This is a genomic window from Roseivivax sediminis, assembly GCF_900112685.1.
GTDB lineage: Bacteria > Pseudomonadota > Alphaproteobacteria > Rhodobacterales > Rhodobacteraceae > Roseivivax > Roseivivax sediminis.
Map to the genome: position 1 here is coordinate 122982 of NZ_FOMS01000001.1, position 14851 is coordinate 137832.

Consider the following 14851-nt stretch of genomic DNA (forward strand, 5'->3'; position numbering starts at 1 on the left):
GCGTTGCCGAACGCGGCCGCGCGCGCTATGGCGCTGGCGAAGCGACGTTGTCGCCAGCCTAAGCGAGGGACGAGACATGACCGCCACCCGTACCGAGACCGACAGCTTCGGCCCGCTCGAAGTGCCCGCAGACAAGTACTGGGGCGCCCAGACCCAGCGGTCGATCAGGAACTTCCCCATCGGGTGGGAACGCCAGCCGGTGCCGATCGTCCGCGCGCTCGGCGCGATCAAGAAGGCCTGCGCGCTGCAGAACGTCGAACAGGGCACCATGGACCGCGAGATCGGCGAGGCCATCGCGGCCGCCGCGCAAGAGGTGATCGACGGCAAGTTCGACGACAATTTCCCGCTGGTCGTGTGGCAGACCGGGTCGGGCACGCAGTCCAACATGAACGCCAACGAGGTGATCTCGAACCGCGCGATCGAGATGCTGGGCGGCGAGATGGGCTCGAAAAAGCCGGTCCACCCCAACGATCACTGCAACATGGGTCAGTCGTCGAACGACACCTTCCCCACCGCGATGCATGTCGGCATCGCAATGCACGCGCGCGACGTGCTGCTGCCGGGTCTGCGCAAGCTGCACGACGCGCTTGAAAAGAAGTCGAACGACTTCAAGGACATCATCAAGATCGGCCGCACCCACACGCAGGATGCGACGCCGCTGACGCTGGGCCAGGAGTTTTCCGGCTACGCCCACCAGGTCGCCAAGGGGATCGAGCGGGTCGAGGTCTGCCTGCCCGACATCCACGAGCTCGCGCAGGGCGGCACCGCCGTGGGCACCGGGCTCAACACCCGGGCCGGCTGGGCCGAGGGCGTGGCGGCGAAGATCGCCGACATCACCGGCCTGCCCTTCGTCACCGCCCCCAACAAGTTCGAGGCGCTCGCCGCGCACGACGCGATGGTGATGTTCTCGGGCGCGCTCAAGACCGTGGCAGCATCGCTCTTCAAGATCGCCAACGACATCCGGCTGCTCGGCTCCGGCCCCCGCTCGGGCCTCGGAGAGCTGATCCTGCCGGAGAACGAGCCGGGATCGTCGATCATGCCGGGCAAGGTGAACCCGACGCAGGCCGAGGCGCTGACCATGGTCTGCGCGCATGTCATGGGCAACGACGCGGCGGTGGGCTTCGCCGGCAGCCAGGGGCATTTCGAGCTCAACGTCTACAACCCGATGATGAGCTACAACGTGCTGCAATCCATGCAGCTTCTGGGCGATTCGGCGTCGGCCTTCACCGACAACATGGTCGTCGGGATCGAGGCGAACGAGACCCGCATCGAGAAGCTGATGACCGAATCGCTGATGCTGGTCACCGCGCTGGCGCCGACGATCGGCTACGACAACGCCACCAAGGTCGCCAAGACCGCGCACAAGAACGGCACCACCCTGCGCGAAGAGGCGGTCAACCTCGGCTTTGTCGACGAGGAAACCTTCGACCGTGTCGTCCGCCCGGAGGACATGATCGGCCCGAAAAGCTGAGGCACCACCGGCGCGGCGCCCCCCAATGGAGGTCTTGGGCGGCCGCCGCGCCGTGCTATACATGCTCCATGTCGAACACGGTCAATCTCAACCGCTATCGGAAGGACAAGGCCCGCGCCGAGAAGCGCGCCAAGGGCGATGAGAACGCGGTGAAGTTCGGCCGCTCCAAGGGCCGGAAGGCGCAGGAGCGGGCCGAGGCCGACAAGGCGCGGCGCGATCTCGACGGGCACAAGGGCGAGTCGTGAGCGGCCCGCCGGTCAAGCGCTCGCTCACGCTGCGCGGCCACCGCACCAGCGTCTCGCTCGAAGCACCGTTCTGGGACGCCTTTCGCCGCATAGCCGAAGCCGACGGCAAGGCCGTGAACGCGCTCGCGGCCGAGATCGACGCCGAACGCGAGGTTTCGACAGGGCTTGCCTCCGCGATCCGCGTCTACGTGCTGGAACGCACGCAGCGCGGCATCGCCGAGGGTCAGCGTTCCAGGTCGTAGACGATCCGGACCGTGGCGCTGTAGCCGGTCTCGCCCGCCGCGATGGGCACGGACGCAGCGCGCATTTCGGCCATCGGCATCGGTTGGCCGCCCCCGGATCCGCTTTCGTCGATGGTCACGATCTCGCCCAGAGTCACGCCTGCCGCTTCGGCGTAAAGCTCGGCCTTCGCGCGGGCATCCTGCACCGCATCGCGCCGCGCGGCTTCCAGCAGCGGATCGGGATCGGCGACATCGAAGCTCAGCCCGCCGAGTGTGTTCGCCCCGTCCTCCAGAAGCGCGCCGAGCACGTCGCCGAGACTGTCCAGCGCGCGCACCCGCACGGTCACGTTGTTGGACGCCTCGTAGCCGTCGATGCGCGGACGCTGCCCCGGCTCGCGGCTGTCGACGTAAACGGGATTGAGCGACAGGGACGTGGTCTGAACGTCCCGCGGCTGAACCTCCAGGCTCTCCAGCCGGCTCAGCATCCTGTCGGCCACGGCCGAGGCCGCGTCCATCGCCGCGACGGCCGTGTCGGCCTGCTCGCTGACGCCGACGGTCACCAGCGCCATGTCGGGCTCAGCGGCCGCCTGGCCTTCGCCGGTCACCGTCAGACGCCCGTCATGCGAGCGTCCGTCATGGGCCAGGGCCGGGCCGCTCAGAGCGGCGAGCGTCGCTATCACGATTGCGTAACCGCGCATGATGATCCTCCGTATCGCGCCAGACGGGAAGGACTCTCGCGCCTTGCGCGGCGGGCGGCAAGCGGGTTCTCTTCCGTTGGGCAAATCAGTGCTGTAGAGCACCTGGCACGCTTTCAACGGACTCCCCTAAGCCGCCATGCGATGGTAAGAGCGACACCATGACAACCGATTTCGCGCTGAACCTGTCGTCCTCGGGCATCTCGCTCCTGCGCCGGGCGGACCGTGGCTGGCGTGTCGCCGGCGAGGCACAGCTGGACGGCGACCTCGATGCGGAGATGCGCGCGCTTCGGGCGATGACCGATGACGGCGCCGCCGTGAAGCTCGTCCTCCCGGAGGACCAGATCAAGTTCCTCAGCCTCGAGGATCCCGGGACCCCCAGTGGCCGGGCCGAGGCCGCGCGCGCTGTGCTGGACGGCGCGACCCCCTATCCGATCGACGAGCTCTCGCACGACTACGCAGTCAAGAAGGGGCGGCTCTTCGTCGCCGCGGTGGCCCGCGAGACGCTGGAAGAGGCCGAGCAGTTCGCTCTTGCACAGGGCTTCCGCCCGGTCTGCTTCGTCGGCCTGCCGATGCCACGCAAGTTCAACGGCGAGATCTTCTTCGGCGCCTGCGACAGCTGGGACGGCGAGGCCCCCTCCCGCGAGACGCCGCCGATCCGCGTGATGACGGACGAGGAGGCGCAGGCCATGGCCGCCCGCGCTGCCAAGGAGGCCGCCCGCAAGGCGACCCCGGCCCCGGCGGCGCAGCCACAAACGGCAGAGGCAAGCCCGGCCCCCGCGCCCGCAGACGTTCAGGCGTCCCGCGTCCCCGAGCCGGCCACGGCCGAGCCGCCGTCCGCTACGGCCACCCGCCGGGCGGCCCCTGCCCCGACACCGCCACCGGCCGAGCCGGCCCCCGCAGCGCAGGCGCGAAAGACCGCACAGGCGCAACCGGCCCCGTCCGCCCCTGCCGCGCCCCAGGTACAGACCACGCCGGAAACCCCGGCACGCGAGACCCCCGCACCGCCCCCGGAGCCGGAGCACACCGTGCGTCCTCTCCCGGCCGAGCCCGCGCCCGATCCGGACACGTCGCCAGCCCGGACGCCGCAGGCTCCCGAGGTCCCCTCGCCGAATACGGCGGCGTCAGAACCCGCCCCGGTGCCGACATTCTCGAGCATCCGGGCGCGGCGCGACGTGCCGCCGCCCACCGCCGCGCCGCGCGTGGACGGGCCTGAAGGGCCTGCGGACGGGTCCGATGCCGGCCCGCTCAACCGACCCGTGCCCAGGCGGCCCAATCCGGACGAGGTGCAGGCGCGGTTGCGCACCATCGCCGCCACTGCACCATCGAAAAGCGATGTGCCGCCCCCGCCCGCCCAGGCGCCGGCCGCCGGCCGCGGCGCACGCGGTATTCTCGGCCGGCTGAAGCCGGGACAGGAGGAGGCCGCCGGCCCGGCGGCGGCACAGCCTTCAACGCCGCACACAACACCGAAGGTCGCGACCCAGCCGAAGCCGGCAGTTTCGATGGAGAAGCCGCCCGCCGCCGTTGCGCCGGAGGCCCCGAGCGCACCCGAAAGGATCGCGGCGCTACGGCCCGGGCGGGAGCCGCCGACAACGCGCGCTCCGGCGCAGGACAATGCCGGCGGCGGCGCCGCCGTGCTGACGGCCGGCACCGATGACGAAGCACAGCGCATGACCATCTTCGGCGCCCGCCAACGCGCCGAGCAGGAGCGCATCGGCGGCAAGCCCCGGTATCTCGGCCTGCTGCTGACCGTCGTCCTGCTGATCTTCCTCGCCGGGGTGGCGGCTTGGGCGTCCGTTTTCCTCGAGGATGGGCTCGCGCGCTTCTTCCGCAGCGACTCGGACGAAGCCCAGGTCGCGCAATTGCCCGACCCCGCCGCCACAGAGACGTCCGCGTCCGGCACCGGGTCCGGCCCTGACGCGCAACCGCAGGAATCCCCGGACACCAGGGTTGCCGCACTCGAACCCGGCACGGCGGCAGAGCCGCCAGACGCAGAGACGCCCGCGGCCCTGTCCGAACCCGAGACGGCGCGCGCGCTCGATCCGGCGGAGGCCGAGGCGACCTATGCCGCGACCGGCATCTGGCAGCGCGCACCGACCGCGCCACTGGCGCTTTCACCGGGACAGGAAGGCGTCGGCGATCCCTACATGCTGTCGCTCGATGCCGGGGTCGAGGCGCATGACGCGGTCGCGCTGCCAGAGGCGGAGGCCGGCTACAACGATACGCCCTTCGACGCGCCGATGCCGCCGGCGCCGGCCGACACGGTCTTCGACCTCGACGAACGCGGCTTTGTCGTCGCTACGCCCGAAGGCGCACTCAATCCGGATCGCATCCGCGTCTTTGCCGGCATGCCGCCGGTGGTGCCGCCCAGCCGCAGCAGCGTTCTGCCCGGCGGCCAGGACGCCCCGGCGACGGCCGCCGAGGCCGAGGCGCTGAAACGGCTGAACAGCGTGCGCCCGCGGTCCCGCCCGGTCACGCTGGTGGAGGACAACGAGCGTGCCGCACTCGGCGGCGTGTCGCTCGGTGAACTGGCCGCGCTGCGCCCCAATGTCCGCCCGGAATCCGCGAAGGCCGAGGCCGAGACCGACACGGCCGCGACCGACCAGGCGGTGGCCGAATCGCGCGCGCCCATCGCCCGCCCGCGCAACTTCGCCAGCATCGTCGAGCAGGCCCGCGAACGCCAGGAGCAGCAGCCGCAGCAAGTCGCCGCGGCGCCGCGCACCGTGGAGCCGAGCGCCCCATCGAGTGCCTCGGTCACCCAGCAGGCCACGGTGCGCAACGCGCTGAACCTGCGGCGGGTCAACCTGATCGGCGTCTACGGTCAGCCCTCGAACCGCAGGGCGCTCGTGCGCCTGTCGAACGGGCGCTACCAGAAGGTGCAGGTCGGCGATCGCATCGACGGCGGCCGCGTCGCCGCCATCGGCGAAAGCGAGCTGCGATACGTCAAGGGCGGCCGCAACGTGACGCTGGAGATGCCGTAGGCATTCCGACGATATCCAATCGCGAAGGGGCGGCTCGCCAGAGCCGCCCCTTGCCATGCCGGACAGCTCGGCGCCGGGTTATTCCGCCGCCTTCACGTCGCCGTAATCCCCCTGCGCCATCTCCTCGGCTTCGATGGATTCGAAGAGCGCCTTGAAGTTGCCCTCGCCGAAGCCGTCGTCGCCCTTGCGCTGGATGAACTCGAAGAAGATCGGCCCGATCACCGTCTTGGAGAAGATCTGCAACAGGATCTTCGTCTCGCCGCCGTCGACCACGCCCTCGCCGTCGATCAGGATGCCATGCTTCTTCATCCGCTCGACCGGCTCTTCGTGGCCCTGCACGCGGGTCTTGCTGAGCTCGTAATAGGTCTCCGGCGGGCCGGGCATGAATTTCAGCCCCTTCGCGGCGATCGCGTCGGTGGCATCGTAGATGTCCTTCGCGCCCACGGCGATGTGCTGGATGCCCTCGCCGTTGTACTTGTTGAGGTAGTTGACGATCTGCCCGGTCTCGCCCCGATCCTCGTTGATCGGGATGCGGATCTTGCCGCAGGGCGAGGTCAGCGCGCGCGAAAAGAGCCCGGTGAACTTGCCCTCGATGTCGAAGAACCGGATCTCCTTGAAATTGAACAGATCGCCGTAGAACCGGAACCACGTGTCCATGTTGCCCTTGAACACGTTGTGGGTCAGGTGATCGAGATACCAGAAGCCCACGCCTTCGGGCTTCGACGTGGCGATCCAGTCGAATTCCCAGTTGTAGGGCGAAGTGTCGTAGTAATCCTCGATGAAATAGATGAGCGAGCCGCCGATCCCCTTGATCGCGGGCACGTCCATCGTCTTGTCGCCACCGGTATATTCCTCGGCGCCGAGCTTGACCGCGTGCCGAAGCGCATGCTGCGCGTCCACAACGCGCCAGGCCATCGAGGGCGCGCAGGGGCCGTGTTCATCGACGAAGCGGGCCGCGAAGCTGCCCGGCTCGGCATTCAGGACATAGGTGATGTCGCCCTGCTGCCAGAGCTCGATCCGCTTGGTCTTGTGGGTGGCGACGTGCGCGTACCCCATCCGGGCGAAAAGGTCGCGCAGCTCCTGCGGCTCGGGATGCGCGAACTCCACGAATTCGAACCCGTCCGTGCCGGCGGGATTCTCCTCGTTGATCTGGGCTTTCGGGGCGTCGTGCGGGAACGGTCCCATCTGTGCCTCTCCTCCTGTTTCGCCTTGCGAGTCACAGGATGGGGCCAAAGCCGTGCGGGGTCTGCGCATTCTTGGCGCAATTCGGGGCTTTGTTGCGTGGAATACGGCATTTAGACTGCCAAACATGCACGATTCCCGCACCGACCTCGACGATACCGACCTGCGCCTCCTTGCGGAACTTCAGACCGACGCGCATCTGACCGCCGAGGAGCTGGGCCGCCGGCTGCACCTGTCGGCCAGCCAGGCCGGGCGCCGGCGCCAGCGGCTGGAGGCGTCGGGCTATATCCGCGGCTACATCGCCCGGCTCGATCCGGAGCGTCTGGGCCTCGACGTGCAGGCCTTCGTGCAGGTGCAGCTTGCCTCCCACGGGGCGGAGCAGGGGCAGAGCTTCGCCCGCCTACTGCGCGTGCGGCCCGAGGTCATCTCGGCCTGGACGTTGACCGGGGAGGCCGATTACCTCCTGCGGGTCTTCTGCACAGATCTGCGCGCCCTTCACCGGCTGATCCACGACGTCCTGCTGACCCACCCCACCGTCGCGCGGGTGCAAAGCCAGATCGTCATGGACCAGACCAAGCCCGACGCGCCCTTCCCGGTCTGACCGCCCTGCCCGCCGCTTGCGCGGCAAGACCCTGTCGCACCTCCGCCACCCATTGGGCGGTTGTATTTCCGACGCCCGGCACGGCATGATCGGTCCGCAGTCCGTAACCGCGATCCCGAACCAGGCCCGGAGGTCCGATGGAAACCTTCCTCTATCAGGCGTCGATCTTTCTTGCGGCCGCGGTGATCGCGGTGCCGATCGCGGCGCGTCTGGGGCTGGGTTCGGTGCTCGGCTACCTCGCGGCGGGGATCGTGATCGGCCCGGTCCTCGGCCTCGTGACCGCGACGTCGGATCTGCAGCACTTCGCGGAGTTCGGCGTGGTGATGATGCTGTTCCTCATTGGTCTGGAACTCGAGCCGAGGGCGCTCTGGGCCATGCGGCAGAAGCTCATCGGACTCGGGGGCCTGCAGATCGTGATCACCGGCGCGGCCTTCATGGGCGGGGCGATGGCGCTGGGGCTCGACTGGCAGCCGGCGCTCGCCGTGGGCATGATCTTCGCGCTGTCCTCGACCGCCATCGTCTTGCAGACGCTGTCGGAAAAGGGGCTGATGCAGACGCCCGGGGGGCGGTCGACCTTCTCGGTCCTGCTCACCCAGGACATCGCTGTCATCCCCATGCTCGTGGTCCTGCCCCTCCTCGGCAGCGCGGGGGCAGCGACCCTGTCCGCCGACGGCGCGATCGAGCGGCACACGGAGAGCGATGCCCATCATTCCATGAGCCTTGTCGAAGGGCTGCCGGGCTGGGGCGTCGCGCTGGTCACGCTCGGCGCGATCGCGGCGATCATCCTGGCAGGGATCTTCCTGATCCGGCCGCTCTTCCGCTTCATCCACTCGGCGCACCTGCGCGAGATGTATACCGCCTTCGCGCTGCTCATCGTGCTGGGCATCGCCTTCCTGATGCTGCTCGTCGGGCTGTCGCCGGCGCTGGGGACGTTCCTGGCCGGCGTCGTCCTGGCCAACAGCGAATTCCGGCACGAGCTCGAAAGCGATATCGAGCCGTTCAAGGGCCTGCTGCTGGGCCTGTTCTTCCTGACCGTGGGCGCGGGGATCGACTTCGGCGTGTTCTTCGCAGCGCCGCTGACGCTGCTCGGCCTCGCGCTCGGGGTTATGGTACTCAAGGGCGCGATCCTCTTCATTCTCGGCCGCGCCTTCGGGTTGCGAGGGCGGAGCAGCTGGCTCTTCACGCTGGGCCTCGCACAGGCCGGGGAGTTCGGCTTCGTGCTGGTGTCCTTTTCGCTGCAGCAATCGGTCTTCGGGACGGCCTTCGGCGCGCAGCTCCTCCTGGTGATCGCGCTGACAATGCTGTTCACGCCGCTGTTCTTCATCGCCTACGAGGCGCTCTCCAGGCGCTTGCGGGAAGACGGCGAAACGCACGATCCCGACAGCATCGACGAGGAAGCGCCCGTCATCATCGCCGGAATCGGCCGGTTCGGCCAGATCGTGAACCGCATGGTCACCAATTCGGGCTTCTCGACCGTCGTTCTCGATCACGACATGGAGACGATCCAGGTCATGCGCCGGTTCGGCTTCATGGGTTATTTCGGCGACCCGACGCGCCCCGACCTGCTGCACGCGGCCGGGATCGAGAAGGCGAAGGTGCTGGTCGCCGCGCTCGACGATCCGGAGGCCACGAACCGGCTGGTCTCCTACGCGCGGCGGCTGCGGGGCGAGGATCTGCACATCATCGCGCGGGCGCGCGATCGCAGTCATGTCTACGCGCTCTATCAGGCCGGCGCGGACGACATCGTGCGAGAGCTGTTCGACAGTTCCATGCGCGCGGGCCGCTACGTGCTGGAGAACGTGGGCCTGACCGAATTCGAGGCGGCCGAGGCGCAGAAGACCTTCTACCACCACGACCGCCGCATCGTGCGCGAGCTTGCCTCGCTCTGGAAGCCCGGCGTTGCGGCGAAGGACAACGCCGAATACATCGCCCGCGCGCGGGAGTTGGAGAAGGAGCTGGAGACAGCGCTGTTTTCAACGCTTGAGCGAAAAGACGACGCGGCCTGAAGACGCGGACCTGCCCGGTCGGTGATGGCGGGTTGGCCCTGCCCTTCGAGAAACGGATGCACACAAAAAGGGCCGCACCGAAACCGGCACGGCCCTGCGTTACGCTTTGAACGGCAGAATCAGGCGGCGCGCGAGACCAGGACCTCGTCCACCTGCTTGGCCGCCGCGACCTCGTCACCGCCGGTGACGGCGGCCACTTCGCGGGTCAGGCGTTCGAGCGCGGCCTCGTAGAGCTGACGCTCCGAATAGCTCTGCTCGCGCTGGTCGTCGGCGCGGTGCAGGTCGCGCACGACCTCCGCAATGGCGATCAGGTCGCCGGAATTGATCTTCTGTTCGTATTCCTGTGCGCGGCGCGACCACATGGCCTTCTTGACCTTGGCCTTCCCCTTCAGCGTCTTCATGGCCTGGCCGACCACGTCGGGCGAGGACAGCGACCGCATGCCGACCTCGGTCGCCTTGTGGGTGGGTACCCGCAGCGTCATCTTGTCCTTCTCGAAGGAGATCACGAAGAGTTCCAGCTTGATGCCGGCGATCTCCTGCTCTTCGATCGACATGATCTGACCGACGCCGTGCGCAGGATACACGACGTAGTCATTAGGGCTGAACTCGGACTTCTTGGCTTTGGTCATCAGGCTTCCTCGACAGCTCGGCATGTGCACAGGCGACACGTACGGGCGAGCGGAAACCATTTGCTTCCGTTCACCCTTGTCAGATCAGCATTTCAAGAGACCGGGAGCAGCTTAGCCCGGACGACATATGCACACGACGTACTCATTTGTAACGTAAATATAGCACTTTCACAGCGCCATTGCCAGCGCTGTAGCAAGCACTGTTTTTCGCATTTGATTCAATTACTTCGCTCCGAGGGCGCGCGGCATGTGCCGCCGCCCCCGCGAATCGCGTCAGCCGCCCTCGCCCGCGCCTTCGGAGAAGTACTTGCCCAGCTTGCCGTCCTCGCCGTCGCGTTCGTCGGCCTCCGGCAGGGGATCCTTCTTCGTCACGATCACCGGCCATTGCTCGGAATACTTGCGATTGAATTCGACCCACTGCTCGGCGTCCGGCTCGGTGTCGGGGCGAATGGCGTCTGCCGGGCACTCGGGTTCGCACACCCCGCAATCGATGCATTCGTCGGGGTGGATCACCAGCATGTTCTCACCCTCGTAGAAGCAATCCACGGGGCAGACCTCGACGCAGTCGGTGTACTTGCAGGCGATGCAATTGTCAGTGACGACGTAGGTCATGGGGCTTCGGGCTTCCTGTCCGTTTCCCGGCGACAGCTAATCCATCGCCCGAGGTCATTCAAGCGCCTCGCCGCGGGTTTGATCGAGCTGCCGGCGTGCCTTCTTGGTGGGGCGTCCACCCGGCTCGGGCTTCGGTTTGGACGGGTCCGGATCCCGCGGCTCGGGCGGCGACAGATCGTCATAGAGCGCGCGCGCCTCGGGTGCCGGCCCCCGCCGTTCGCCGAGCGCGAGCACCCGTACCACGCGCACGTCTCGCGCCTGCGGAAAGGTCAGAACATCGCCGACAGCGACCGCCACGCTCGCCTTGGCGATGCGCGCGCCGTTCAGTCGCACCGCACCGCCCGAGACGACTTTCGCGGCGAGGCTCCGCGTCTTGAAGAAGCGGGCATGCCACAGCCACTTGTCAACGCGGAGTTTGGCCGTGCCCTCCGCCACTCAGGAGCGGTCCTTGAACCCCATAAGCGCCGCCGCGAAGGGATTGTCTGGATCGATGCGGTCCTTCTTCTCGGGACGGGCGGAGTAGGACTTGCCGCCCTCGCGGTCCTGGCCGCCCTTGCCGCCCTTTCCCTTGCCCTTCGGCGGGCGGCCGCGGCTTTCGCCACCCTTGCCGCCACCACGCCCTTCGGCCCCCTTGCCACCACGGGCTTCGCCCGGCTTGCCGCCGCCGCGCTGGCGGCCCTGGCCATCGCGACCCCGGTTCCGGGCGCCGCGATTGCCGGCCCAGGTGAAGGTGTAGTAAATCTCGATCTCCGGCTCGGCCACGTCGGCATCTGGCGGGGTGCCGACCGGCACCTCTTCGTCCGACACTTCGGGCACGGGCGACTCCGGCGGCGTGTCCGACGGCTCCTCGGCCACGGGCGCAAGGTCGGAGTCGGGGATCTGCTCGGCCTCAGCCTCGGCCTCGGTCTCGGGCGCAACCTCGGGCTGCTCGGTGATCGCGCCGGGCTCCGCATCCTGCGCAGCGTCGAAGACCGGAGTGTCCTCGGCCGGCACGGGAGCATCGGCCTCTGCCTCCTCCGCGGCGGCGGCACCGTCGGCGGCGCCCGCTTCGTCGGCCGGGCGTTCGGCGGCCTCTTCCTGTGGCGTGGCGGCAGCGTCGGGAACCACGGCCTGGTGCGCCTCGCCGGAATCTGTGGGCACGGTCTGGTCGACCGCCTTGACCTTGGTGCGCTCGCCCTGCTCGGCGCGGTAGCCGAGACCCTGCATCAGGTCGGCGAACTGCTCCAGCGTGAGGCCGGTGATCGACAGCATGTCGGCCGACGCCTCGAAGCCGCCGCGCGTGTCCTCGCCGCGGATCATGTCGGCGAGACGCTCCAGCATGTCGATGCGGATCGCCCGCGTGCCGGCCTTGCGATAGCCCATGATCGCGTAGTGATCGTTCGGCATTCCCGGCGTTTCGGGCACCGTCACCAGCCCCGGCGGCGGCGCCTCCGGGAAGGTGTCGAGTCCGTTCGCAAGGCTCCACAGCACGAGCCGCAGCCGCGTCGGCGCGGGTTTCAGGAGCGCGCCCATGAAGATCGTGAACTGGCCGAAGCGGATGCCGTGCTTGCGCAGCGCCCCGCGCGCATCCTGGTCGAGCGCCTTCACGTCCTCGGCCACTTGGCCGCGCGGGATGACGCCCATCGCCTCGACCATGCGGAACCCGAAGCCCTTGGCGAGCCCGGTCAGCGCCTCGTCCTTCTGGATGCTCACCAGCGGCTCGAAGAGCGCGGCGATCTTGCGGTCGATGAAGTGCTGCAGCCGGCGTTCGACCTTATGCTGCACGTCCGGCCCCGCGGCCTCGTCGACGAAGGCCACAATCCTGGGTTTGAGGGGGTCGTCCCCGGCGGCGAGCTTGCCGATCGCCTGGTCGCCCCACATCAGGCCACCCTGCTCGGTGAAGTCGATCTCCGTGTCGGGCGCGTTGTAGAACCGGTCCGCCCGCAGGTGGAAATGCGGCGCCAGCGCCTGCAGAGAGGCGGACTTCAGCGTCTTCGCCTCCTGGCCCTGTGCGTCCTGGTCCTGCCGGAACCGGAATCCTTCGAGCCGGCCGACGAATTCGCCTTCGACCGTGACTTCGCCCTTGTCGTTCACTTCGGCCAAGAGGGCCTCCTTCTGCTTGAGCCGGCGAAGGAGCACGCTCGTCCGCCGGTCAACGAATCTCTGAGTCAGTCGCTCGTGGAGCGCATCCGACAGCCTGTCTTCTACAGCGCGCGTTTCATCGCGCCAATGCGTTTCGTCCCGGACCCAGCCACTGCGCTGCGCGACATAGGTCCATGTGCGGATATATGCCAACCGCTTGGAGAGCGTGTCGATATCCCCGTCGGTCCGGTCGATGCGCCGGACCTGGCCGGCGATGTAGTCGTCGGGCACGCGCCCGATCTGGTGAAGATGTCCGAAGATAACCTGCAGAAGGCCGGCATGTTCCGCGTGAGAGATGCCGCGGAAATCCGGAATGCGGCACACGTCCCACAGAAGCTGGACAGAGCGCGGATCCGAAGCCCGCGCCGTCACTTCAGCGTCGCGCGACAAGGCCTTGAGCGCGCCCAGATCGTCGGCCTCGCGCGCCTTGGTGAGCCGCAGATCGTCCGGCGCCGCCTCGAGGCTGGCGATCAGCCGCTCGATCGAGCCGAATTTGAGGTCGGGATTGCGCCAGTTGAGCTTGCGGATCGGCGTGAAGCGGTGATCGACGATGGCCTCCGCCACCTCGTCGTCCAGAGGCTGCGCCTCCCCGGTGACACCGAAGGTGCCGTTCGCCATGCCGCGCCCGGCGCGCCCGGCGATCTGCGCCAGCTCGTTCGGAGCAAGCGGCCGCATCCGCCGGCCGTCGAACTTGGAAAGCGATGAGAAAGCAACGTGGTCGATGTCGAGGTTGAGGCCCATCCCGATCGCGTCCGTGGCGACGAGGTAGTCGACTTCCCCGTTCTGGTAGAGTTCCACCTGCGCGTTGCGCGTCCGCGGGCTGAGCGCCCCCATGACCACCGCGGATCCGCCCTTCTGACGCCTCAGAAGCTCTGCGGTCGCGTATACATTCTCAACTGAAAAGCCGACGATTGCGGTCCTGGGCTTCAGTTTGCTTATCTTTTTCGAACCTGTGTAGGCCAGCTCGCTCATCCGCTCGCGGCGCACGAACTCCACCCCCGGAACGAGCTCCGCAATGGCGCCGCGCATGGTGCCGGCGCCCATGAACACGGTCTCGCGCAGGCCGCGCATCCGCAACAGACGGTCGGTGAAGACGTGCCCGCGCTCGGGGTCGGCGCAAAGCTGGATCTCGTCGATGGCCACGAAGTCGCAGCCCATGCCCTCGGGCATCGCCTCCACGGTGCAGACCCAGTAGGCGGCGCGGGGCGGCACGATCCGCTCTTCCCCGGTAACCAGAGCCACGACCGACGGGCCGCGCGCGGCCACGATCTTGTCGTAGACCTCGCGCGCCAGCAGGCGCAGCGGCAGGCCGATCATGCCGGTCCGGTAACCGAGCATCCGGTCGATGGCGTAATGGGTCTTGCCCGTATTCGTCGGACCGAGGACGGCCGCGACGCGCGCACGCTCTGTCATGCAGGACCCTTCGTGCCCTCTCTCACCGCAATTCCTGACAGAAGTCGGTCAGAGCTTCCAGCCCGTCGCCTCGCGCTCCAGCCGCGTCAGCGCCGCATCGAGATCCTCGTCATGCGGGCGGAGTCGCGCGGCGGCGGCATAGGCGTCATAAGCCAGCTGGGGCTTTTCGAGACTGTCGTAAATGGCGCCAAGCCCCTGCAGCGCCCCGAAATGATCGGGATTGAGCGCCAGCGTGCGTTCGAGCGCGTGCGCGGCGGGGCCGAACATCTCCTCCGCGTAATAGGCGGTGGCGAGCGCCAGCCAGCCCTCGGCGAAATCCGGTGCATGGTCGGTCAGAGCCCGCAGATGTTCCAGCGCCGCCCCCGTGTCGTTGACCTCAAGCGCGTCGCGCCCGCGCTTGAGCAGCAGATCCATCGCCGGGGACCCCGACTTCGACCATTCCAGCCGCAGCTCGCGCTCCAGCTTTCCGGCCGCAACCCGATCCTCGGCCTCCGCCAGATCGGCCAGCAATTCGGCAGAGCGGTCCGACCCGACCTGCGCCGAAACGGACACAGGTAGGGAAATCATGACTATGGCGGCCAGTGCCGCGACGGTAGATTTGAACTTCGGATATGTGATGCGCATTGTACTCCAGAGATTAGCTTACATGGCGGGAAATACCACCCGCCGGTCGA

Annotated in this window: 13 protein-coding genes; 6 read left to right on the forward strand and 7 right to left on the reverse strand. The window is 68.0% G+C overall.

Going from position 1 to position 14851, the window contains the following annotated elements:
* The first annotated feature begins 76 nt into the window (after positions 1-76).
* The 3 genes from fumC (at position 77) to F3H57_RS00640 (ending at position 1958) form a co-directional block, all read left to right on the forward strand.
* Positions 77-1471, forward strand: coding sequence for a class II fumarate hydratase (gene fumC / locus F3H57_RS00630; RefSeq protein WP_149753940.1), 1395 nt, complete (start codon positions 77-79; stop codon positions 1469-1471).
* A gap of 68 nt (positions 1472-1539) precedes the next feature.
* Positions 1540-1716 carry a DUF4169 family protein gene (locus F3H57_RS00635; protein WP_149753941.1) on the forward strand — a complete coding sequence of 59 codons (177 nt, stop codon included), beginning with the start codon at positions 1540-1542 and terminating at the stop codon, positions 1714-1716.
* Positions 1713-1958 carry a ribbon-helix-helix domain-containing protein gene (locus tag F3H57_RS00640; RefSeq protein ID WP_149753942.1) on the forward strand — a complete coding sequence of 82 codons (246 nt, stop codon included), beginning with the start codon at positions 1713-1715 and terminating at the stop codon, positions 1956-1958. The genes F3H57_RS00635 and F3H57_RS00640 overlap by 4 nt, the downstream gene beginning before the upstream one ends.
* Here F3H57_RS00640 and F3H57_RS00645 read toward each other — a convergent pair.
* Positions 1940-2635, reverse strand: coding sequence for an SIMPL domain-containing protein (locus F3H57_RS00645; protein ID WP_149753943.1), 696 nt, complete (start codon positions 2633-2635; stop codon positions 1940-1942). The two genes, F3H57_RS00640 and F3H57_RS00645, sit on opposite strands and share 19 nt — an antisense overlap.
* A 158-nt stretch (positions 2636-2793) precedes the next feature.
* Between F3H57_RS00645 and F3H57_RS00650 the strand changes: the two genes are divergently transcribed.
* Complete coding sequence (locus F3H57_RS00650; protein ID WP_149753944.1) at positions 2794-5613, forward strand: hypothetical protein; 2820 nt, start codon at positions 2794-2796, stop codon at positions 5611-5613.
* 78 nt (positions 5614-5691) lie between these two features.
* Here F3H57_RS00650 and hppD read toward each other — a convergent pair whose 3' ends face one another.
* Complete coding sequence (hppD, locus tag F3H57_RS00655) at positions 5692-6798, reverse strand: 4-hydroxyphenylpyruvate dioxygenase (RefSeq protein ID WP_149753945.1); 1107 nt, start codon at positions 6796-6798, stop codon at positions 5692-5694.
* Positions 6799-6922: 124 nt separating this feature from the next.
* Between hppD and F3H57_RS00660 the strand changes: the two genes are divergently transcribed.
* On the forward strand, positions 6923-7396 hold the full coding sequence (locus tag F3H57_RS00660) for an Lrp/AsnC family transcriptional regulator (protein ID WP_149753946.1): 474 nt from the start codon (positions 6923-6925) through the stop codon (positions 7394-7396).
* Between the two features lie 137 nt (positions 7397-7533).
* Positions 7534-9402, forward strand: coding sequence for a monovalent cation:proton antiporter-2 (CPA2) family protein (locus F3H57_RS00665; protein ID WP_149753947.1), 1869 nt, complete (start codon positions 7534-7536; stop codon positions 9400-9402).
* A gap of 119 nt (positions 9403-9521) precedes the next feature.
* Here F3H57_RS00665 and F3H57_RS00670 read toward each other — a convergent pair whose 3' ends face one another.
* The 5 genes from F3H57_RS00670 to F3H57_RS00690 form a co-directional block, all read right to left on the reverse strand.
* A complete protein-coding gene (locus F3H57_RS00670) occupies positions 9522-10031 on the reverse strand; it encodes a CarD family transcriptional regulator (protein WP_149753948.1) in 510 nt (169 codons plus the stop codon).
* A 273-nt stretch (positions 10032-10304) separates the two neighbouring features.
* The gene (gene fdxA / locus F3H57_RS00675; protein ID WP_149753949.1) at positions 10305-10643 is read right to left on the reverse strand and encodes a ferredoxin FdxA; all 339 of its coding nucleotides are present in this window, start codon (positions 10641-10643) and stop codon (positions 10305-10307) included.
* Positions 10644-10697: 54 nt separating this feature from the next.
* Positions 10698-11078 carry an RNA-binding S4 domain-containing protein gene (locus F3H57_RS00680; RefSeq protein ID WP_149753950.1) on the reverse strand — a complete coding sequence of 127 codons (381 nt, stop codon included), beginning with the start codon at positions 11076-11078 and terminating at the stop codon, positions 10698-10700.
* Positions 11079-14177 (reverse strand): helicase-related protein, encoded by a 3099-nt coding sequence (locus tag F3H57_RS00685; RefSeq protein WP_149753951.1) that lies wholly within the window; start codon positions 14175-14177, stop codon positions 11079-11081.
* Positions 14178-14225: 48 nt separating this feature from the next.
* A complete protein-coding gene (locus F3H57_RS00690; RefSeq protein WP_223162887.1) occupies positions 14226-14801 on the reverse strand; it encodes a tetratricopeptide repeat protein in 576 nt (191 codons plus the stop codon).
* Positions 14802-14851 lie beyond the last annotated feature (50 nt).

Excerpts from the sequence above, each read along its gene's own strand:
- F3H57_RS00645 (WP_149753943.1), bottom strand. The coding sequence starts at position 2,635 with ATGCGCGGTTACGCAATCGTGATAGCGACGCTCGCCGCTCTGAGCGGC.
- F3H57_RS00690 (WP_223162887.1), bottom strand. The coding sequence starts at position 14,801 with ATGCGCATCACATATCCGAAGTTCAAATCTACCGTCGCGGCACTGGCC.
- fumC (WP_149753940.1), top strand. The coding sequence starts at position 77 with ATGACCGCCACCCGTACCGAGACCGACAGCTTCGGCCCGCTCGAAGTG.
- F3H57_RS00660 (WP_149753946.1), top strand. The coding sequence starts at position 6,923 with ATGCACGATTCCCGCACCGACCTCGACGATACCGACCTGCGCCTCCTT.
- F3H57_RS00635 (WP_149753941.1), top strand. The coding sequence starts at position 1,540 with ATGTCGAACACGGTCAATCTCAACCGCTATCGGAAGGACAAGGCCCGC.
- F3H57_RS00685 (WP_149753951.1), bottom strand. The coding sequence starts at position 14,177 with ATGACAGAGCGTGCGCGCGTCGCGGCCGTCCTCGGTCCGACGAATACG.
- hppD (WP_149753945.1), bottom strand. The coding sequence starts at position 6,798 with ATGGGACCGTTCCCGCACGACGCCCCGAAAGCCCAGATCAACGAGGAG.
- fdxA (WP_149753949.1), bottom strand. The coding sequence starts at position 10,643 with ATGACCTACGTCGTCACTGACAATTGCATCGCCTGCAAGTACACCGAC.
- F3H57_RS00650 (WP_149753944.1), top strand. The coding sequence starts at position 2,794 with ATGACAACCGATTTCGCGCTGAACCTGTCGTCCTCGGGCATCTCGCTC.
- F3H57_RS00665 (WP_149753947.1), top strand. The coding sequence starts at position 7,534 with ATGGAAACCTTCCTCTATCAGGCGTCGATCTTTCTTGCGGCCGCGGTG.
- F3H57_RS00670 (WP_149753948.1), bottom strand. The coding sequence starts at position 10,031 with ATGACCAAAGCCAAGAAGTCCGAGTTCAGCCCTAATGACTACGTCGTG.